The sequence below is a fragment of the Candidatus Beckwithbacteria bacterium genome (genome assembly GCA_012797845.1).
In the GTDB taxonomy this organism is placed as follows: domain Bacteria; phylum Patescibacteriota; class Microgenomatia; order UBA1400; family UBA1449; genus JAAZOH01.
On sequence record JAAZOH010000035.1, the window covers coordinates 1 to 19,586 of the forward strand.

The 19,586-nt window shown below is 38.1% G+C and carries 18 protein-coding genes, 1 tRNA gene and 2 pseudogenes; 15 read left to right on the forward strand and 6 right to left on the reverse strand.

What is annotated here, in order from left to right; genetic code table 11:
- The first annotated feature begins 532 nt into the window (after window positions 1-532).
- Together GYA49_04260 and GYA49_04265 are read left to right on the forward strand one after the other, a co-directional pair.
- Window positions 533-832 (forward strand): DUF2958 domain-containing protein, encoded by a 300-nt coding sequence (locus GYA49_04260; GenBank protein ID NMC36233.1) that lies wholly within the window; start codon window positions 533-535, stop codon window positions 830-832.
- 32 nt (window positions 833-864) lie between these two features.
- Window positions 865-1,044, forward strand: a complete 180-nt coding sequence (locus GYA49_04265; protein ID NMC36234.1) for a hypothetical protein — start codon at window positions 865-867, stop codon at window positions 1,042-1,044.
- Between the two features lie 63 nt (window positions 1,045-1,107).
- Here the strand turns inward: GYA49_04265 and GYA49_04270 are convergent, their stop codons facing one another.
- The 3 genes from GYA49_04270 to GYA49_04280 all read right to left on the reverse strand — a co-directional run bounded on the left by GYA49_04270 (window position 1,108) and on the right by GYA49_04280 (window position 5,372).
- Window positions 1,108-1,866 carry a methyltransferase domain-containing protein gene (locus GYA49_04270; GenBank protein ID NMC36235.1) on the reverse strand — a complete coding sequence of 253 codons (759 nt, stop codon included), beginning with the start codon at window positions 1,864-1,866 and terminating at the stop codon, window positions 1,108-1,110.
- Between the two features lie 18 nt (window positions 1,867-1,884).
- Window positions 1,885-2,634 carry a hypothetical protein gene (locus tag GYA49_04275; GenBank protein ID NMC36236.1) on the reverse strand — a complete coding sequence of 250 codons (750 nt, stop codon included), beginning with the start codon at window positions 2,632-2,634 and terminating at the stop codon, window positions 1,885-1,887.
- 110 nt (window positions 2,635-2,744) lie between these two features.
- A complete protein-coding gene (locus GYA49_04280; protein ID NMC36237.1) occupies window positions 2,745-5,372 on the reverse strand; it encodes an ATP-binding protein in 2,628 nt (875 codons plus the stop codon).
- A gap of 171 nt (window positions 5,373-5,543) precedes the next feature.
- On the opposite strand from GYA49_04280, the gene GYA49_04285 reads away from it, so the two are divergent.
- The 3 genes and pseudogenes from GYA49_04285 to GYA49_04295 all read left to right on the forward strand — a co-directional run bounded on the left by GYA49_04285 (window position 5,544) and on the right by GYA49_04295 (window position 6,688).
- Entirely contained in the window at window positions 5,544-5,861 is a 318-nt protein-coding gene (locus GYA49_04285) for a hypothetical protein (protein NMC36238.1), read from the forward strand.
- A pseudogene (locus GYA49_04290) lies at window positions 5,858-6,334 on the forward strand (recombinase family protein). The gene GYA49_04285 and the pseudogene GYA49_04290 overlap by 4 nt, the downstream one beginning before the upstream one ends.
- Window positions 6,335-6,424: 90 nt before the next feature.
- Window positions 6,425-6,688 (forward strand): annotated as a pseudogene (locus GYA49_04295) (hypothetical protein).
- 689 nt (window positions 6,689-7,377) lie between these two features.
- On the opposite strand, the gene GYA49_04300 reads toward GYA49_04295, so the two are convergent.
- Window positions 7,378-7,451 (reverse strand) — tRNA-Asp (locus tag GYA49_04300).
- A gap of 7 nt (window positions 7,452-7,458) precedes the next feature.
- Complete coding sequence (locus GYA49_04305) at window positions 7,459-7,629, reverse strand: hypothetical protein (protein ID NMC36239.1); 171 nt, start codon at window positions 7,627-7,629, stop codon at window positions 7,459-7,461.
- A 177-nt stretch (window positions 7,630-7,806) separates the two neighbouring features.
- Between GYA49_04305 and GYA49_04310 the strand changes: the two genes are divergently transcribed.
- The 9 genes from GYA49_04310 (at window position 7,807) to gatB (ending at window position 16,565) form a co-directional block, all read left to right on the forward strand.
- Window positions 7,807-8,394: a LemA family protein gene (locus GYA49_04310; GenBank protein NMC36240.1), complete on the forward strand. Its 588-nt coding sequence runs from the start codon at window positions 7,807-7,809 to the stop codon at window positions 8,392-8,394.
- Window positions 8,395-8,474: 80 nt separating this feature from the next.
- On the forward strand, window positions 8,475-9,383 hold the full coding sequence (locus GYA49_04315; GenBank protein ID NMC36241.1) for a M48 family metallopeptidase: 909 nt from the start codon (window positions 8,475-8,477) through the stop codon (window positions 9,381-9,383).
- 43 nt (window positions 9,384-9,426) lie between these two features.
- Window positions 9,427-9,750, forward strand: a complete 324-nt coding sequence (locus GYA49_04320) for a hypothetical protein (protein NMC36242.1) — start codon at window positions 9,427-9,429, stop codon at window positions 9,748-9,750.
- Between the two features lie 9 nt (window positions 9,751-9,759).
- Window positions 9,760-12,339, forward strand: coding sequence for an ATP-dependent chaperone ClpB (clpB, locus tag GYA49_04325; protein NMC36243.1), 2,580 nt, complete (start codon window positions 9,760-9,762; stop codon window positions 12,337-12,339).
- Between the two features lie 21 nt (window positions 12,340-12,360).
- On the forward strand, window positions 12,361-12,663 hold the full coding sequence (gene gatC / locus GYA49_04330) for an Asp-tRNA(Asn)/Glu-tRNA(Gln) amidotransferase subunit GatC (protein NMC36244.1): 303 nt from the start codon (window positions 12,361-12,363) through the stop codon (window positions 12,661-12,663).
- 10 nt (window positions 12,664-12,673) lie between these two features.
- A complete protein-coding gene (gene gatA / locus GYA49_04335) occupies window positions 12,674-14,062 on the forward strand; it encodes an Asp-tRNA(Asn)/Glu-tRNA(Gln) amidotransferase subunit GatA (protein NMC36245.1) in 1,389 nt (462 codons plus the stop codon).
- Window positions 14,059-14,592, forward strand: a complete 534-nt coding sequence (locus GYA49_04340; GenBank protein NMC36246.1) for an LOG family protein — start codon at window positions 14,059-14,061, stop codon at window positions 14,590-14,592. Before gatA ends, GYA49_04340 begins: the two co-directional genes overlap by 4 nt.
- 1 nt (window position 14,593) lies before the next feature.
- Window positions 14,594-15,205, forward strand: a complete 612-nt coding sequence (locus tag GYA49_04345) for an HD domain-containing protein (protein NMC36247.1) — start codon at window positions 14,594-14,596, stop codon at window positions 15,203-15,205.
- A complete protein-coding gene (gene gatB, locus GYA49_04350) occupies window positions 15,198-16,565 on the forward strand; it encodes an Asp-tRNA(Asn)/Glu-tRNA(Gln) amidotransferase subunit GatB (GenBank protein ID NMC36248.1) in 1,368 nt (455 codons plus the stop codon). The genes GYA49_04345 and gatB overlap by 8 nt, the downstream gene beginning before the upstream one ends.
- A 2-nt stretch (window positions 16,566-16,567) precedes the next feature.
- Here the strand turns inward: gatB and GYA49_04355 are convergent, their stop codons facing one another.
- Complete coding sequence (locus GYA49_04355) at window positions 16,568-17,119, reverse strand: hypothetical protein (protein NMC36249.1); 552 nt, start codon at window positions 17,117-17,119, stop codon at window positions 16,568-16,570.
- 153 nt (window positions 17,120-17,272) lie between these two features.
- Here GYA49_04355 and dnaE point away from each other — a divergent pair.
- Window positions 17,273-19,586: DNA polymerase III subunit alpha (gene dnaE, locus GYA49_04360; GenBank protein NMC36250.1), on the forward strand; the 2,314-nt coding region annotated here is incomplete at its 3' end.

Here is a 19,586-nt window from a genome sequence, read left to right on the forward strand (position 1 = left end):
ATGAATACTAGATGGTAAAGCAACCTATGCTTGGTATGAGCACCCATCCAATATTTGAGTCCCATACCAGAAATTATGCCAGAACTAATCTTTCACCTCTAGTCTAAAGACTAGGGATTAATGAGCGGTATCATTTAATTTAAAGAGCGAATGAATAATCTCCAGCTAACGAAATAACATCAGAACATGAACTGTTCACCATGTATTATCGTCGAATAATTTAACAATAGGTTCTTTAGTAGTTGTTCAATTTCGTCCGCTTTTAATTTAATATTCTGGAAAACTGTTTTCATAAAGTAAATTTTACTTCAATATTGTTTATATATAAATAATAAATTATATCTAAGAGTCTTTTAGCTCACTGCTTTTTTATTGTGTCACACGGTCAAGGCACAGCATTTGCATCCTTCAAAAAAATCAGGACACAAATGCCATACCTTGACTTCGTGTGTAGTAGGAATGGTTGAGCAGTGAGCTAGCTGCAAGCTTGGTGCTTGATTACTATTCCTGCAGTAGATAGGAGGATGGGTATATGTTGCTCATTCCTGATTCATTAGTAAAAACCATTCCGACTCTGTATGGAACAGAGTATAGTAAAGATCCGTTGGTGAGATGTAAGTTTTTCTTGCCTGGAACCGGTTGGACTTGGTACGTAACTGAGTTTGACGGCAATGATATGTTCTTTGGCTATGTAGTGGGAGATTTTCCGGAGCTGGGATACTTTAGCCTGAAAGAATTGGAAAATGTGCGGGGACCACTTGGTCTAAGGGTAGAACGGGATTTGTATTTTAGGCCACAACCGCTTTCAAGGATTAAGTCTGGCCAAAGATAGTTATGTATATAATCAAAGGAAAGGAAATAATTATGAGAAAACTACCAGTTTTTAAGGGATATACCGTTGATTTTAGGTTAAAAGAGTTTCGGCATATAGTCTATGGTAAGCCAATGGAATTTATCCCGTTTGGCTCAGATAAAGGTGAGAAGCTAATGAATCAATACATTAAAACTCCCGAAGGGCTTGAGGAGTATAAGCGCAATAGTTAAAACTAAGGCTGAACACTTAAAAAATGTTCAGCCTTTTTTGTGATCGTTAACAACAATCCTTAATTAAATACTTTTAGCAACCATAACTATTCTATGTCTTGGAAGTTTAATACCTTTTTTTGTTTTGGATTTTCCAACATATGTTTCTAATAATTGTTTATCTTTCTCAGAATCAAAGTCCTCAAAAATTGGCACCCCTTGTAAAAATAAATCTAAGTCATAATAGCTAGCATAGTATTCAGAATAAAAATAATCTTGAGCAAATACAATTTCAAAACCTAAATCAATTAATTTTTGCTTATCAATTTCTAGTCTGGATTTATCCCACTTTTTATAGCCTTGGCCTCGGCCAAAAATTTCTTTTATGGCTTGACAATCTTTTTCACCAATTTCGATTCCCACAAAATGACCTCCAGATTTTAAAAGGCGTTTAAATTCGGGATAAGGGGTAGGCCCACGACGAGAAAAAACTAATTCAAAAGAATTGTTTTTAAAGGAAGTGTTACTAGCATCTTCATTTGTAAAAGTAATATTTTTCACTTTTAATTCTTCTTGCTTAATTTGGGCAATTTTTAAAAGTTCTTCGGATGTGTCAATACCAGTAATAGCTTGAAAATGATTGGCTATTTGAAAAGCAAATTTACAATCACCACAACCCACATCAAGAGCCTTAGTTTTTTTAGTGGCTAAGTCTAATAATTTCTTTTTAAAAACTTCTTCCGGATCACCATGAGGATATTCTGAAAAATATTTCTCCTGACTATTACTAAAACCATAACCGCCAAATTTTTTTGCAACTTTATTATAAAAATTTGTTTTCATAAGTTAAGTATATCATTATTATTTCAGTGTATTTCCCCAACTAATCTTATCTTTTAAACTCAGATAAAAATCTATATCAGCCTCAGGTTCTTCCTCTAGAGACTGAGCAATGTATTTTTTGAGAAAATCATCCATTGTTTCATTCGGACAGATTATTAAAATGGCAGGAAAAGGATGATGGGTTTTTCTTTGCCATTTTTCGGAAAAATAATAGTCAATGTATTGCCCAATCTTTTTTCTGAGCATAAATCGTGGTGTGTCTTCATCAATTATTTCCAGAAAGTAGCGTTTTATGGTTTTGCCATTTTGTCTGGCAATGTAGGCATCTGGCCGGTTATAGGGCAGGTAGTAGTGGGTCGATAGATCAGTTTTAGTAAAAAAATGTAAGATTCCATTTTTTTCAGTAGTTTTTAGCAACTCAAGATAAAAATCAGCCAGTTGCAAACAGTGGTTAATAAATTTTTGAGAGCGATATTTCTCCCGATAGGCCCGATTTAGTAATTTAGGGTTAACTTGATTCTGGCTAGCTAGGTAATGCTTACTTTTAGTTGCTAAATAGTATATTGCCGGTTTGGTATTTTCTTTGAGTTTATGCGAATAAATTCGACCAGTGATATTTTTTTGGGTTAAGTCTTTCAACCAGGTATTAATGGTTTTATGGTCTTTGTGGTGTAGTAGATTTTGCAATTGCAGGCGGTTTAGGAAACGGAAACGGTATAGCAGTAGCAGTATGTCATGTTGCCGTGGTGTAATATTTGGAAGCTCCATACTTGTAATAATTATTACCTCCCCTTATCTATAAGGGTATATAGGTAAAAAAAGAAACCTTAATTAATTGCTATAGTAAGACAATATTGCTTTTAGATACCCCCAGCCAGCTAGGGCAATAAAGCAAAGCTCTTACTTTGTTTTTTAAAAGTTTTTTTAGCAATCCTTGGAGCAGCTTGAATATCATTTTTTTTAGGCTCTATCCATTTCTTAGCATATAGATTTCTGGAAGAAGCAATTACCTCATTGACCCTGTTTTGAGAATAAGAAAGCTTAACTGGAGTAGTAATACCTGAAAACGGCTCCTCAGGATGCAAGGCTCCTAAACGCATATAGAAGTGATATGAAGGTAGGCTGGCAATCTCGCCTTTATCAATATAGGGCCTAAATTGAGGTAGGATCATCCGCTCATCTTCAGGATTGGCTGTACGGAAACAAATGACCGTGCCGGTGTTAGCCAAAGTCACATTGACCAAAGAAGTTTCTTCCAGTTGGGAAGTAGTTTGATGGGCCAGGATGGCACTTAAGCGGTATTTTCTAGCTTCAGATAGAATTTGGGCAAAAGCTGGAGTAGCAAAGTTTTGAAACTCATCAACATATAGGTAAAAATCTCTGCGTTTTTTTTCAGGGATACGTGCCCGTTTTAAAGCAGCTAGCTGGATTTTTGCCATTAACAGTACTCCAAAAACATTGGAATTATCTTCGCCGATTTTTCCCTTAGACAGATTAGCCAGCAGAATCTTGCCGTCATTTAAGATCGAGTCAAAGCTGATAGTGGATTTTTCCTGGTCCAAAATCCGTTTAGCAGTTGGAGAGAATAAAAAGCGGCCAATCTTATTTGTAATCGGTGAGATCATTTTTACCTTTTGGTAATCGCCAGCTTTGGCAAATTCATAGCGCCAAAAGTCTTTCAGATTTTCATCAGTTATATTTCTGGTCACCGATTTTCTAAAACTCGTATTTATTAGGAGTTTATAAATGGTAAATAAAGTGGCCCCAGGTACGGTAAAAGCAGTATGGATTGTATTGCGCAAGATATACTCCATCCGTGGCCCGGAATACTTGTCTGTATAAATTTTGTGAAACACGGAAATAATACTTTCGGCGATAAATTCTTTTTCCCGTAGGGCGCTTTCTGGATCTAGACCTGGAGTCAGCTCTAGCAGGTTAATGCCAATCGGATAACCAATATCATCGGGATTAAAGTAAACTACATCAGGAAGCCTATTTCTGGGAATAGTTGAGAGAATCTGCTCAGTCAAATCTCCATGAGGATCTAATACAGCCAATCCTTTGCCATGTTCTAAATCCTGTTTGATCATCGAAAGCAGCATGGTAGTTTTACCAGTACCAGTAGCCCCTAAGATATACACATGGCGGCGGCGCTCATCAGTAGTTAAGCCAATTGGAGTACGTGAGCCGCCGTATACATTGTTGGCAAAATAGATATCTTTGTTTTTCTGTTGTTTTAAGGATAAAGGGGCCGGTAATTGCTTGCTAAAATTTTTACTTATGTTTTCTGTTTTAGTGGTTCTGGTATAGGGAAAATGGTACAGATCGGACAGCTCAGTTACAGAAAGAACGAACTTGTTAAAAGGGGTTAGCAACCTGTGCTGATATAGCCAAAATAACATGTTTCTTACCACTTGCAGCTTGAGATATTTTTTTGGTTTAAGGGATTGGTAGGCGCCATTGGCAAAAGGGGCAAGGGCTGCTACAAAACCTTTTCTCACTTTTGCTTTAGTCATAGTCGACTTTGATAGGACAAGTAGGCGCAGAGAGGTAGCAAAAAGCGGCTGGTCCATCTTTTGCTTGATTTGGGATTCAATGATGTCCTTATAAGTGCTTTCGTATCGTGGCCTAGCTGTAGCTGCGATTGGCAAAAAAGGGCCTTCCCGACCGCCAGTAAAAATCAAAACTAGCAGACCAACCGGAAGTAAGGCAACTTGCACAATTAACTGGAAGATGAACGGGTAGCCACTGTGTAATGATTCAGGATTGCTTAGCATGGTGAGCACATCACTGTTTTTAAGAAAAAGGTTGCGTAGTTTGTTGATAGCTTTGTTAATGCTTCCGTTAACCGGTGAAACAATACATTGAAAGGCTACTAGCTCATGCTCAGTCAACTTAGTCATAGAGCCAGTAATATAGGCAATAGGATCATACTCTTTTAAACTATCTTGCTTTTTTAGCGGAAAAGCCAGGTGTTTGGTCAGCTTAAAATCAGTTACTTGGTAATTAATAATATTGGTCTCAAGGTAATCACTGGCATTTTTAACTTCAATCCCTGGCAAATATGAGATAATGGTTTTTCTAATAATAGTCGCATCTTCCTTGGACACTCTGAGCAAATACTTAATCCCATCATTTTTAGTCGAGAGAATTTCAAATGCATATGATTTATACAGATCAAAAAAATTCATGGTCCATGAACGCTGTTTTAATAGACCATAAACAGAATCAAACAAACGGATCGTAGTTAATTGGCTTTGCTGGGTAGAAGAGGGGGGAATAATTTCTAAAATGCTTATGGGTTTGTTTTTTTCTTTCCACACTAGGACAAGTTTAATAAATTGAAATATTACCCAAACTAAAAAAACAGCTATCAGAAAAAAGGTCAATAAAGGCTTATATAAATTAAAAGTTGTAGAAATTTGAATAAAGTATGGATTTAAAAATTTATCAACTAAGAAGGCTTGTTGTTTAAGAGTTTTAAGAAAGTAGTTGTTCTCCCACATACTGTCATGCATGGACAGTTCAGTTCGTTAATTTTAAATGATCACTTTGAGTGAATCATACTTGAGAGTTGATTATTTTGCAAAAGCATCTGCAATTTCAATAAATTACTCTTGACACTAACCATATATGGTCATATACTCTAACTAGTCATATATGGTTATTTAACAGATATGGAATGTACCAATGGACAACAAGCATTAGTATTTGAAAATAATTCTGGGAATAGTTTAGACAAGCAGTACAAAAAACCATTCATAGACGATGAACAAGCCATTGAAGCATTACTGCCAATCCCTTTAGAGCAAGATAGAGAAATAATAGAAGCTAAAAAAACCATGGGTAGAGTAGCAGCTTTATTTTCAAAGCAGGAGCTGAAAAGCATAGTTACTGAAATAAAATACTTATCACTTACTTGGTTGGATGAATTTGAAATGCAAATATTTGAAGGCAAAACTTTGCTGCAACTCTTGAAAGAAAGTGGCTTATGAAAGTATTTGATCAAGATGTAATTCCCGAAACAGGCAAAAGGGCAGTAATCTACCTCAGAGTTTCGACTGAAGAACAAGTTGATAATTTTTCTTTAAGTACACAAGAAGAAATATGTTGCAAAGAGGCTGAGAAAAAGGGATATGTAATAACCAGGGTTTTTAGAGAAGAAGGCAGATCAGCTAAATCTATCTCCGGTAGGCCGGTTTTAATAGAGCTTTTGGAATTTTGCCGAAAAAAGAAAAATAAGGTACAAGGCCTGTTTGTTTACAGACTGGATAGGGTTTCAAGGCAAACTTCAGATTACCTTGCTATAAGAAAAAGGTTGGCAGAAGCAGGTACAACCATATTTTCAGCAACCGAGCCGACAGGAGATAGTCCTACAGAAAAGCTGATCGAAACTATTCTGGCTGGCTTTGCCCAGCTCGACAATGATATTAGGAGCGAACGCGCCAGAAATGGATTGCGGGCGCGGTTTTTATCTGGACTTCCCCTAAATAAACCACCATTGGGTTATATTTTAAAAAACGGTAAAGTAGAAAAAGATTTAGAGGTCTGGGACAAAATGATTGACGCTTGGGAGCTTATGGCAACCGGCACTAAAAGCTTACGAGAGATGGCCAAAATTATGGATTCCTGGAATATCGGGGCTACTTACAGCGGCAAAAAATATACAGTAAGAGCCCAAACAGTACAAAGAATTTTTAGATCAAAGTTTTATATCGGTATTATCACATCTACCAAGTACCCAGAGGAGGTACAAGGGCAGCATCAACCTATGGTTTCTGAAGCTATATTTTATAAAGTTCAATCTATTCTGGATGGTCGTAACCTTACTAAAATTCCCTTATCTCAAAGAAGCTCAGATAATTCAGATTTTCCGCTAAAAAGAATCGTAAGATGCCAACGTTGTGGTACTGGCCTAACCGCTGGCTGGAGTAAGGGTAGAAATGCCAAATATCCATACTACCGCTGCGGTAAAGCCTGTACTGGAAAATCTATAAAAGCAGTTGAGTTAGAAAGCGCTGTAGAAAATCTGTTAAAACAAATTACACCCAAACCTGAAACGCTCAACCAATTTATAAACAGCATTGTTGCTATTTTTAATAAAAGAAAAACCTTACTAGAAAACAGAGAAAGGGAAATAGATAAAAAAGTAGATGAAATCCGGGCAAAACGGAAAGTCTTAGTTGCAAAGAATTTAGAAGGTCTCTACTCTGATGAAATTTACAAAGAACAAGCCAAAATCTTGGAAGATAGCTTAACTCGGCTGCAACTACTAAAAGAGGAGTCAAGGTTTGATAGCTATGACATCAATAAACTTACAGATTTCTTGAAAACTAAGTTGGCTGATTTAGGAAAAACCTACCAGGAGTCAAATCCCAACCAGATCAGGGTATTGCTGGGCTCAATCTTTCCTAGTGGTTTAGAGTGGGATTATAGCGGGAGTTTGAACCACAGTATTAGTCCGATTTACCAATATATATTACAAAAGGACACCATAGGTGTCCCGTTGAGCGGGGTTGACGGGACTCGAACCCGCGGCCTTCCGCGTGACAGGCGGACGCTCTAACCAACTGAGCTACAACCCCAAAAAAATTAATCTTCTACTTGTTCATTTGGGTTCCTTAAACCCATAGCTATTTCATGTAGTGTGTCCTTACTCACACGTATATCATTATTTCCAGTTTCAACTCTAAAATTTATTATCGCTCTAAGTTCTTCAGGACTCAAGTTACCTCTTTGCCTAGATTCTTGTAAATTAGCCATATAAAATATATTACTGTTTATAACAGAGTTGAATTATAATTTATTTACGATCTAAAAACAATCATTGCAATTAGCAGACAAAGCTCCTAATTGCTAAGAATGTAAAAATTGTGGTATAGTAGTGGTAATTAAAAAGTTTTTGGAACGCAATCAAATTTTAACAGGTTGCGTAGATATATGATTCCATACATCATTTTGGGAGCAATAGTTTTGATTGCAATCTGGCTATTTGCTACCTATAACAACTTTGTTCAAGTTAAAACTCAAATTGAAGCTTCTATCCAAGAAATTGGTAATCAGCTAAAAAGACAGGCTGATTTAATCCCTAACTTAGTGGCTAGCGTTAAAGGTTACATGAAGCATGAGAAAGATATCTTTAAAGCTATTACCGACGCTCGTAAAGGTGTCATGGATGCAGTGGGTAAAGGCGGTGATGCTCAAGCTTTGGTTGATGCTAGTACGGCTTTACAAAAAGCTATGGCTCCAATCAACGCTTTGTTTGAATCGACTCCCGAGCTGAAAGCTTCTGAATCTACTCAAAAACTCATGGAAGAGTTGCGTGATACTGCTGATAAAGTCATGTATTCCCGCCGAACCTTAATTGACCTGACAGCTGACTACAATATGAAAATCGTTTCCATTCCCAGTAATTTTGTAGCTATGATTTTTGGCTTTAAAAAACAACCAGGCCTCAAGATGGCTGACGCTGAAGAAGCTTTGTCTGTTTCAGCTGCCGAAACCAAGGCTCCAAAAGTAGAATTATAATAATTTATCATCCTGGAGAGCTATGCTTTGTAGTTCTCCAGGATTTTTGTAAGCATTAGTTTTTCAAACAATTGCATTGTATGTTGAATGTTTATGAAGCCACAGCCAGTAACAAACGTAAAACCTGGATAATCATGGTTTTATTTGTAGTATTTATTTCAGTTTTTGCCTGGGTTATAGGCGAAGCCATGGATTATGGCACTGGCTTCGTGGGTTTAGCTCTGATTATTTCCGGCATTATGAGCTTTGGCAGCTATTGGTATAGTGACAAGATTATTTTAACCATCTCTAAAGCTCGTCCGGCTACTCGCCAAGAGTTTTTCAACTTTTACACCGCTACGGAAAACTTGGTTATGGTTGCCCGTATTCCCATGCCAAAGCTTTATGTCATTGATGACACAGCCATGAACGCGTTTGCCACAGGTCGAGATCCGCAACATGCCGTAGTTTGTGCCACAACTGGTATTCTTCAGAGATTAGATAGAACCGAACTGGAAGGAGTAATTGCTCACGAGTTATCTCATATTCAAAATTATGATATTCGCTTGATGTCAATCGTAACTATTTTGGTTGGCTTTGTAACGCTTTTAGCAGATTGGTTTTTGCGGGCTTCGTTTTATGGTAAGCGTAGTAATAGTAAGGGACAGGAAGGTCAGTTACGTATGGTTATTGGGTTGATTGGAGTAGTTTTAGCTCTGCTTTCACCTTTAATTGCTCAACTTATTAAATTAGCTTTATCAAGACAAAGAGAATCTTTAGCTGACGCTTCGGCAGTAAAGTTGACAAGACAACCTTCAGGACTTATAAATGCCCTAAGAAAACTCGATGCTGACCAGGAGCCTCTGGAGGCGGCCAACAAAGCTACTGCTCATTTATACATTACCAATCCTTTGAAGAACCGTCATGGTGGCGTGGGCTGGTTTGCTACGTTATTTATGACCCATCCACCTATTGAGCAGCGAATCAAAGCATTGGAAGCAATGAGTTAGTTATAAATTTAAAAAAACAATAACCTGCTTATATTGTGACAATATGTCTGAAACATTATCTCCACAAGATTGTAACGTTCAAGCATTAGCTATTTTAGATCAAGATATTGCGCATTTATCAACTTTTGAAACGCAACTTCCCGCTGCTTCTCAGGAAAGATTAAGGGATTTACAAGCACTAAGGGAATCTGCTGATCCAAATGGTTTAATTACATACTTACAAGAAAAAATTAATTCCCTAAATGATATGCTTGTTTCAACAAACAGTTTGGATTTACAAGCAGCTATTCAAGCTGATATTTCTACTGCACGAAAAGCTAAAGCAGCTATGTTAATAGCTTGTTTTTGTTCATCTACATCTATATAAAGTATTTTGATGCCCAATCTTCAAAACCTAACTCAAAAATCTCAGGAAAGTTTAGCTGCTGCTTTTGAACAGGCTCAAAAAAATAAAAATCCTGAAATTTCTGACCTTCATCTCTTTAAGGTTTTGCTTCGAGATAGATCTGGAATTGTTTCTCAGGTCTTAGAAAGAGCCGGGTTAGATGTTGGTCAAATTAGTCAAAAAGTAGATCAGGAAATTGAAAAACTGCCTCAATCTTCAATAGCAACTGAGCCTCGTATTTCCCGAAGCTTTAATCAAGTTTTAGTGGAAGCTGCTAAACAAGCTGAACAAATAGGGGACAGTTACATTAGTCGGGAGCATTTACTTCTGGCACTCTCATTGACAGACTGCCAAAGCAGAAGTATACTAAAACAGTTAAACTTTGATATACATAAAGTAAGAAGAGAAATTATGGCTATCCGTGGCAATCAATCAGCTGATAACCCCAATCCTGAAGGAGCTTATCAAGTTTTAGAAAAATATACGATTAATCTTACTAACTTAGCCCGTGACGGCAAGCTGGATCCGGTGATTGGCCGCAATAGCGAAATCAGGCGAGTGATGCAGGTTTTGTCCCGCCGGACCAAAAATAACCCAGTTTTGATAGGTGATCCGGGAGTAGGTAAAACCGCTATTGCCGAAGGTTTAGCCCAGCGGATTGCGGCTGGCGATGTCCCTGAGACTTTAAAAAATAAAGATGTCCTAAGTCTTGATCTAGCTTCACTTTTAGCAGGAGCAAAATTTCGAGGCGAGTTTGAAGAGCGGCTTAAAGCTCTGCTGACTGAAATTAAAAAAGGCGAAGGCCGCTATATTCTCTTTATTGATGAGTTACATACCTTAATGGGTGCTGGTGGAGCTGAAGGCGCAGTTGATGCTTCCAATATGCTCAAACCCGCTCTAGCTCGAGGTGAACTACGGACTATTGGCGCCACTACTTTTAAAGAATACCGTCAGTACATAGAAAAAGATGCAGCTTTTGAACGCCGCTTCCAGCCAGTCTTTGTGGATGAGCCTAGCCCTGAAGACAGTATTGCTATTTTACGGGGCCTCAAAGAAAAGTATGAAGTCCATCATGGTATTACTATCACTGATGATGCCATCATTGCAGCGGTTAATCTATCAGTCCGTTATATCACTGACCGCTTTCTGCCAGATAAAGCTATTGATCTGATTGATGAAGCTGCCAGCAGGCTTAAGATTGAAGCTGAAAGCATGCCTAGTGACATGGATCAGCTACAACGGGAAATTACCCAATTGGAGATTGAAGAAAAAGCTTTGAAAAAAGAAAAAAATCAAGATCGTCTAGAAGAAGTCCGTAAACATTTGGCCAATAAAAAAGAACAGTTTACTGATTTAAAAAGCCGTTGGGAAAGTCAAAAAAAACTGTTTGAACAACTAAGCGGGAAGCGCGAAGAAATCGAACAAGCCAAAACAAAACTAGACCAAGCTGAGCGGGAAGTAAGGCTTGATGAAGCTGCCAAGATCAAATATGGCCAAATCCCAGAAATTGAAAAACAAATCAAAGAACTAGGGCTGAAGTGGGATCAGATTCCTACCGATCAAAAGCTAATCAAAGAAGCAGTCACTGATGAAGATATTGCTGAAGTAGTTTCGGCTTGGACCAATATTCCGGTTTCAAGGCTTTTAAAATCTGAGTCGCAAAAATTGACTGAATTAGAGCAAGAATTGCATAAACGGGTAGTGGGCCAAGATGAAGCTGTCAAAGAAGTTGCTAATGCTATCCGCCGTTCCCGCTCGGGGATTGCTGAAGAAGACCGGCCTATTGGCTCGTTTATGTTTTTGGGTCCAACTGGTGTAGGCAAAACTGAACTAGCCAAAGCTTTAGCAGAAGTTTTGTTTAATGATGAACGAGCCCTAGTTCGCATTGATATGAGTGAGTATAGCGAGCAACATAGCGTGGCCCGTCTGATCGGCGCACCTCCTGGTTATATTGGTTTTGATGAAGGCGGCCAACTAACTGAAGCTGTCCGGCGTAAACCATTTTCAGTCATTTTATTTGACGAGATTGAAAAAGCCCATCCGCAAATCTTTAATATCTTTTTACAAATCTTGGATGATGGCCGTTTGACTGATGGTCGAGGTCGAACCGTTAATTTTAAAAATACCATTATCATTATGACTTCCAATATTGGCAGCCAGCTGATCCAGGAATATGCCGACAAGCAAAGTAAAAAAGATCAGGACCAACTTCAAAATCAAGTTTTTGAACTAGTTAAACAGAGTTTTAAACCTGAGTTTATCAATCGGCTTGATGACATTATTTTGTTCCAAGCTTTGAACCAAGTTATGCTTAGCAAAATTGTTGATAATCAGCTAAAGTTAGTTGCTAAACGTTTAGCCAAACAAGATATTACTGTAACATTTACCGAAGCTTTGAAAAAACATTTAGCTTTGGCTGGCTTTGATCCAGCTTTTGGCGCCAGACCTTTAAAACGAGTGATTCAAAATGAAATTTTAGATGAACTAGCTTTGCAAATTATTGAGGGGAAAATACAAAGCGGAAATAAAATTGTTATAGATTTTTCGAAAAATCAGGTCAGCATCAGCTAATTTTTTTGCTATACTACCTCCATGAGTAAAAAACAGCTTTCCTCAGATGAAGTCAAACATATTGCTAAATTGGCTAATTTGACACTGACTGATGAAGAAATCTCCAAATTTCAAGACCAGCTCTCCGAAGCAATAAATTATATTGAGGTTTTGCAAGAATTAGATACCAACGATGTTTTGGAAACTTCCCAGGTCACTGGTTTAACCAATGTTTTTAAAGATGATGAAGTAGGCGAAAGTTTAAGCCAGGAAGAAGCTTTATCGGGAACTGATAAAAAACAAGATGGTTACTTTGTGGTTCCAGCTACCATCAAAAAAAGTTAAATAATTACCAATGAACTATACAGTCAAATCAGCACTAGTAGATTTAAAAACCAAGAAGATTTCTAGTTTGGAGCTAGTCCAGTCATGTTTTGAGCAAATTAAAAAACATGATCAAAAACTCAGTGCTTTTCTTACCCTTAACGAAGCAGAAGCTCTCAAGCAGGCTAAAGAAATTGACCAAAATCCCCAAGGCAAACCTCTGGAAGGCGTACCTTTTGTCTTAAAAGATAATTTTTTAACTAAAGGCTTAAAAACTACCGCCTCATCAAAGGTTTTAGAAAACTATATCCCTACCTATGAATCAACCGTTAGCCAAAAACTAAAAGATGCTGGTGCGATACTGCTTGGTAAAACCAATATGGATGCTTGGGCCCATGGCTCTAGTACGGAAACTTCTGATTTTGGTCCTACTAAAAATCCTTGGGATATTAAGCGTTTGCCGGGTGGTTCATCTGGAGGCAGTGCAGCCGCTCAAGCTGCTGCCATGACTGTTTTTGCCATTGGTAGCGAAACGGCTGGATCGATCCGCCAACCAGCTTCCTGGTGCGGTGTAACAGGCTTAAAACCCAGCTATGGCCGTTGTTCCCGATATGGGGTAGTAGCCATGGCTTCTTCAACTGATTCTCCCGGCCCTATTACCCAAACTGCTGAAGATGCAGCTTTAGTTTTATCTGTCATCGCCGGCAAAGACAGCCATGATGCTACTACTATTCCTGAAAACTCTTGGCAAATAGATAGTTTAGATATTGATAATAAACTAAAAATCGGCGTGATTGATGAATATTTTTTAGACAAAGCTGAAAAGGGTGTTAATGAAACAGTTTTACAAGCGATTGACAGCTTGAAAAAAAATAACAAACTTGCCTTTAGTAAAGTCAGCTTGCTTGACCCTAAATATGCCATTGCCATTTATACCATTTTGCAGCGTAGCGAAGTTTCGTCCAACTTAGCCAGATATGATGGGGTTCGTTATGGTCATGACCGCAGCTATTTTGGCGATGAAGCTAAACGCCGGATTATGCTAGGCACGTTTGCTTTATCAGTAGGCTACTATGATGCTTACTATAAAAAAGCCCAAAAAGTCCGCACCAAAATTATGCAGGATTTTGAAAAAGTATTTGAGCAAGTTGATTTATTAGTTGCTCCAACTAGTCCTAGTTTGGCTTTACCATTGGGAGCAACACAGGGCCAAGCCATGTTTGGCGAGATGCAAGATGTGCTGGTCGAAGCCAGTTCTATTGCCGGTTTACCTGGCATAAGTATCCCTTGTGGCTTTGTGGATGGTTTACCAGTTGGTTTACAAATTATTGGCAAAATGGGTGACGAAGCGAGAGTTTTAAAACTACCTCATTATTATCAGCAGATTACTAACTGGCATCAGCAAACACCTATTTTATGAAACTTACAAAAATCTGTGTTTTCTGTAGCGCCTGCGAAGTTAAAGAGTATTTAGATCTTGGCTATCAAGTAGGCAAGACTTTGGCTCAAAATGGTTTTACAACTATAACTGGTGGTGGGCCAGGCGTTATGAACACAGTTAATCAAGGCGCTTTTGAACATAAAGGCGAATCATGGGCAATTCAAATTGCCAAAGAACCGTTTGTTGGTACCTTTTATACCAAAACTGAAACACATCAAGATTTTGGTACACAAAATAAACGAATTTTAGAAATTGGTGATGCGTTTTTAGTTTTGCCTGGTGGACTCGGAACTATCTTGGAATTTTTGGCAATCACTCAGCGTAAAAAATTTGGCGAGCTTAAGATGAATACGCCTATGATTTTACTTGGTAATTTTTATCAAAAACTTAACGAGTTTATTAAAGAAATTGAACAAAAAGGTTTTATCAAAGAACCATTGAACTTACTGTATCAATTTGCTCAGACACCAGATGAAGCTATAACTTTATTAAAGTCATATCAAAATTAAGATGGATCAAATTACCAAGCAAAACCTAGCTAAGTTTTTTTCAGAAATCGGGATGTTTCATCGTCAAACACTTTCTGGTCCGGTTTTAGCTGGTTTGCCATTTCCTGAATATTTATCTCCACATATTGTGCGTGCGTGCCAGATTGCTCATGTTTTGGCTTTTTTAGAACAAGCTGATCCTCAAAAAACAGTTTGTTTAGTTTTATTTCATGATAATGCCGAACTAAGAACAGGTGATCAAAATAAGATTAGCTCTAGATATTGGGATAAAAAAGATGGTGAACAAAAAGCTCTGGAAGAACAAGTTTCCAATTTGCCAAAAGAAATTGCAGATCGAATCTTGGCTTATCAGGCTGAATTTGACCATCGTAACACCAGAGAAGGAATTGTAGCCAAAGATGCTGAATGGCTGGCCACAGCTATCCGAGCCAAGGAGTTATCTGAACAAGGTTTTGCTATGCAAAACTGGATCGACAATGTAGCCAAAGCCTTAGAAACAGAAAGTGCCAAAGAGCTTTTGGAGTATATTAGAACCCAAGATGATTTTACCAATAGTTGGTGGCAAGGCCTTAAAAAAATGACGTATCAAAAATTGGAAAATAAAAATGAATAAATACCAACCCATCATCGGTTTAGAAATTCATGTTGAGCTCAAAACCAAGAGTAAAATGTTTTGCGGCTGTTCTGCTTCTCATTTTCAAGTCAAGCCTAATACTCACACTTGCCCGGTTTGTTTAGGTCTACCAGGCGCTTTACCGGTACCCAATCGCAAGGCAATTGAGTGGTGCCAACTGATTGGCCTGGCTCTTAATTGCCAGTTGGCTAAAACTTCCAAATTCGACCGTAAAAACTATTTTTACCCAGATCTAGCTAAAGGTTACCAGATTTCCCAATATGATCAACCACTTTGTTTTAAAGGTAGGGTGAAGTTAAGCAGCGGCACTGAAATTGGCATTACTCGTGTCCACATGGAAGAAGATACTGGTAAAAGTGTCCATAAAGATGGCAAGACTCTGGTCGATTTTAACCGAAGCGGTGTACCGCTGGTTGAAATAGTTACTGAGCCTGATTTTAGGTCAACAGAAGATGTTGATGAGTTTTTAAAATTATTGCAAAAAATTATCCGCTATCTTAAGGTTTCAGATGCCGATATGGAAAAGGGGTCAATGAGACTTGAGGTGAATATGAGCCTAAAAATGTGTCATCCTGAGCAAAGCGAAGGATCTAATTCTTCAGATGTTTCGGTTTCACCTCAACATGACACGAATAAAGACTTACCAAATTATAAAGTCGAAGTCAAAAACATTAATTCTTTTCGTTATGTCCAAAAAGCTATTGCTTATGAAGCCAAGCGCCAAGCTGATATTTTAGATCAAGGCGAAACTCCGGCTCAAGAAACCAGAGGATATCAGGAGGACGTGGATAAAACTGTTTCCCAACGTAGCAAAGAAGAAGCTCAAGATTATCGTTATTTTCCTGAACCAGACATTCCCCCTATGGAATTTACAAGCGAGGAACTTGATGAGCTTAAAAGTAAATTGCCAGAACTACCTGATGAAAAATTAGCTCGTTTTGTAAGTGAGTATAAGTTACCTCGAGAAACAGCTCAATTTTTAACCGACATAGAGGTTCTAGCTAAGTATTACGAAGAAACAATTAAAGCCGGGAAGGGTAAAGATATTGATTCACTAACTATTGCCAATGCGATTAAAAATAAAAAAGTGGATTGGCAAAAACTAAAACCTGAAGCAGTAATTGAACAAATTGCTAAAGAAAAAGCCGAAACAGTTTCAGATACCTCAGAATTAGAGCCGATTATCGAAAAAGTTTTAGCAGCCAATCCCCAAATAGTTGCGCAGTATAAAGCTGGCAAGACTCAGGTCTTAGGATTTTTAGTTGGACAGGTGATGCGAGAAACGCAAGGTAAGGCTGACGCGAAGATAGTTAATAAGCTACTTCACAAAAAAATATAAATTTATTCTTTGTTAAAATATCTTGCTGGTACATAAAACGTCGGACGAAACGCTTCACGTTCAATAAACGCACAATGAAGTTGAAGAGAAATTCCTTTATCTGCATAATTATAACAAAACGGAATTGGACAAGCTGAACCAATAGGGTAAATTAGGTCGCTATCCAATTTAAAAGATCCTGGATTGCAGGTAAGTGCAACAGCTAATGAATGGCTTTTTTTAAATTCTGATAAAAGTGCTGGAATTGAGATAAGCGACCTCGTAGTCCACATTTTATGTCTGGTACTTTCGGCATGACAGAAAAAAACATTAACTCCAGTCAATGTTAAACCCGACAACATTTCTGGTGGTTTACCTAGGATTTTTGTACCTTCGAGTTTAAGAGTATCAACGTGTAAAAAAGTTGGATCATTAGGAATTTCAATTACCGAATTATTTGGAAAGTCTTTAGAAGTTTTTAGTACTAAGATTCTTTTTAAGGTTTCATCATCAACTTCTTCAATTCCTTTTATTAATTTTATTGGGGCAAATTCTGGAGGTAATATTATGGGCATATATTTTTGAGTGCAATATGTTTTTATTTATTATACTTATTAACCATATCAAAAATGAAAAATAACACAATATTACTGTGCGTATTTTCCCTCTTCACACTCAACCCCTAGTGGTCTAAACTAGTTGCACACGCTAATTGCGTGAAAACTATCATGCCTGACTTTGTTCATCTTCACAATCATAGTGAATTCTCATTACTCGATGGTCTTGCCAAAACTAAAGACCTGGCTCAGAAAGCTAAAGATTTAGGTATGGATAGCATCGCCTTGACCGATCATGGAGCTATGTATGGCATTCACGAATTTTACGTCAACTGTATCAAAACCGGTATTAAACCAATTTTAGGTTGTGAAGTTTACGTGGCTCGTGCTTCTCGTTTTGACCGCGATACCCAAAAAGACAAAATCCGCTATCACATGGTTTTACTGGCTAAAGACAATGAAGGCTATAAAAACTTGATGCGCTTGGTGACTGCTGCTCATCTGGAAGGCTATTATTACAAACCTAGAATTGACTGGGAAATTTTAGAAAAACTCCACGAAGGTCTCATTGCTACTTCTGCTTGCGTACAAGGAGAAATTGGTCAGGCTATTTTAGCTCAAGATGATAAAAATGCTGAAAAAGTCACAAAAAAATTTCTGGATTTATTTGGTGATGATTTTTATTTAGAATTGCAACGCCATGAAGGTGAGAGCGATTTAGAAATTGCTAATAAAGGCATCATTGAGCTGTCTCGAAAATTTGGCATTCCCTTGATTGCTGCTAATGATGTGCATTATGTAGATAAAGATGATGCCGAAGCTCAAGATGCTCTGATTGCAGTGGGAACTAAAAAGCTGGTTGAAGACACAGACCGCATGACTATGCTTAATTCCCCGACATATTATTTACGACCTCAAGAAGAAATGAAAGCTTTGTTTGCTGATATTCCTGATGCTATTTCCAACACTTTAGAAGTAGCTAAAAAGTGCAATGTCACCATTAAACTTGGTGACCGGATCATGCCACATTTTCCTATTCCTAAAGGTATGACTGACGAAGCATATTTAAAAGAATTAACATATAAAAAAATAAATGACCGCTTCCCGGAAAAATTAGAAGAGTACAAAGACCGGATTGATTATGAGCTGGAAATCATCTGTGACAAAGGTTTTGCTTCTTATTTTTTAATTTACGAAGATTTTGTCCGTTGGTCCAAAGAGCATGGTATTAGAGTTGGCCCTGGCCGGGGCAGTGCCGCTGGTTCTTTAGTTTCCTATGTTTTAGATATTACTACTCTTGATCCTTTGGTTCATGATTTACCGTTTGAGCGCTTTTTAAATCCGGCCCGGCCCACACCACCAGATATTGACATGGACTTTGCTGACGACCGCCGCGATGAAACCATTGATTATGTCCGTAAAAAATATGGCGAAGATAAAGTTGCCCAGATTATCACGTTTGGCCGTATGGAAGCCAGGGCTGCTATTCGCGATATCGGCCGGGTTTTAGGTTTACCGTATGCTGACCCTGATCGACTGGCTAAAATGGTTCCCTTTGGGGTTTCTCTTAAAGATACTTTGCAAACAGTTAAAGAATTTAAAGAAGCTTACGAATCACCAACCTTTCGAAAACTGATCAATTTAGCTATTAAAGTTGAGGGCAATGTCCGTCACGCTTCAGTACATGCTGCGGCTGTGGTGGTTGCTCCCACCACTTTTACCAACTACTGTCCTCTCCAAAAAGAGGAAAAACATGGCAAGATCGTCACTCAGTATGATATGCGGGCTTTGGACTGTAATGTTTCTGACGATGCTATCGGGCTTTTGAAAATGGACTTTTTGGGTCTACGTAATTTATCAATCCTGCAAAAAGCCATTGATATTGTTAAAGCCGAGCGGGGCATTGATGTTGATATTGATAATCTGGATTTGGACGATAAAAAAGTCTATGAGCTATTTAGCAAAGGCGAAACAATTGGCGTGTTTCAAATGGAGTCTGGCGGCATGCGACGGGTAGCTAAAAATCTAAAACCTAGCAAATTTAGTGATATTGCCGCTTTGGTGGCTTTGTACCGGCCAGGCCCCATGGACCTGATTGATGATTTTATTGCCGGTAAAGAAAACCCGGATCGGATTCATTATCCTCATGATGATCTCAAACCGATTTTAGCCGAAACCTATGGTATCGCCGTTTACCAAGAACAATGCTTGCAAATTGCTAATGTTATGGCTGGTTATAGCCTAGGGGAAGCTGATATTTTGCGCCGGGCTATTGGCAAGAAAAAGATTGAAATCATGAAAAAAGAGAAGAAGAAATTTTTCGACGGCACCAAGAAAAAAGGCTACACCGAAAAAATTGCTGATACCGTTTGGGGTTATATCGAGAAATTCGCTGGCTATGGGTTTAACAAGGCTCATTCAGCTTCTTATGGCATGATTGCCTATCAAACTGCTTGGATGAAAGTGCACTATCCTGTTGAGTTTA

Excerpts from the sequence above, each read along its gene's own strand:
- GYA49_04260 (NMC36233.1), top strand. The coding sequence starts at position 533 with ATGTTGCTCATTCCTGATTCATTAGTAAAAACCATTCCGACTCTGTAT.
- GYA49_04265 (NMC36234.1), top strand. The coding sequence starts at position 865 with ATGAGAAAACTACCAGTTTTTAAGGGATATACCGTTGATTTTAGGTTA.
- GYA49_04270 (NMC36235.1), bottom strand. The coding sequence starts at position 1,866 with ATGAAAACAAATTTTTATAATAAAGTTGCAAAAAAATTTGGCGGTTAT.
- GYA49_04275 (NMC36236.1), bottom strand. The coding sequence starts at position 2,634 with ATGGAGCTTCCAAATATTACACCACGGCAACATGACATACTGCTACTG.
- GYA49_04280 (NMC36237.1), bottom strand. The coding sequence starts at position 5,372 with ATGTGGGAGAACAACTACTTTCTTAAAACTCTTAAACAACAAGCCTTC.
- GYA49_04285 (NMC36238.1), top strand. The coding sequence starts at position 5,544 with ATGGAATGTACCAATGGACAACAAGCATTAGTATTTGAAAATAATTCT.
- GYA49_04305 (NMC36239.1), bottom strand. The coding sequence starts at position 7,629 with ATGGCTAATTTACAAGAATCTAGGCAAAGAGGTAACTTGAGTCCTGAA.
- GYA49_04310 (NMC36240.1), top strand. The coding sequence starts at position 7,807 with ATGATTCCATACATCATTTTGGGAGCAATAGTTTTGATTGCAATCTGG.
- GYA49_04315 (NMC36241.1), top strand. The coding sequence starts at position 8,475 with ATGTTGAATGTTTATGAAGCCACAGCCAGTAACAAACGTAAAACCTGG.
- GYA49_04320 (NMC36242.1), top strand. The coding sequence starts at position 9,427 with ATGTCTGAAACATTATCTCCACAAGATTGTAACGTTCAAGCATTAGCT.
- clpB (NMC36243.1), top strand. The coding sequence starts at position 9,760 with ATGCCCAATCTTCAAAACCTAACTCAAAAATCTCAGGAAAGTTTAGCT.
- gatC (NMC36244.1), top strand. The coding sequence starts at position 12,361 with ATGAGTAAAAAACAGCTTTCCTCAGATGAAGTCAAACATATTGCTAAA.
- gatA (NMC36245.1), top strand. The coding sequence starts at position 12,674 with ATGAACTATACAGTCAAATCAGCACTAGTAGATTTAAAAACCAAGAAG.
- GYA49_04340 (NMC36246.1), top strand. The coding sequence starts at position 14,059 with ATGAAACTTACAAAAATCTGTGTTTTCTGTAGCGCCTGCGAAGTTAAA.
- GYA49_04345 (NMC36247.1), top strand. The coding sequence starts at position 14,594 with ATGGATCAAATTACCAAGCAAAACCTAGCTAAGTTTTTTTCAGAAATC.
- gatB (NMC36248.1), top strand. The coding sequence starts at position 15,198 with ATGAATAAATACCAACCCATCATCGGTTTAGAAATTCATGTTGAGCTC.
- GYA49_04355 (NMC36249.1), bottom strand. The coding sequence starts at position 17,119 with ATGCCCATAATATTACCTCCAGAATTTGCCCCAATAAAATTAATAAAA.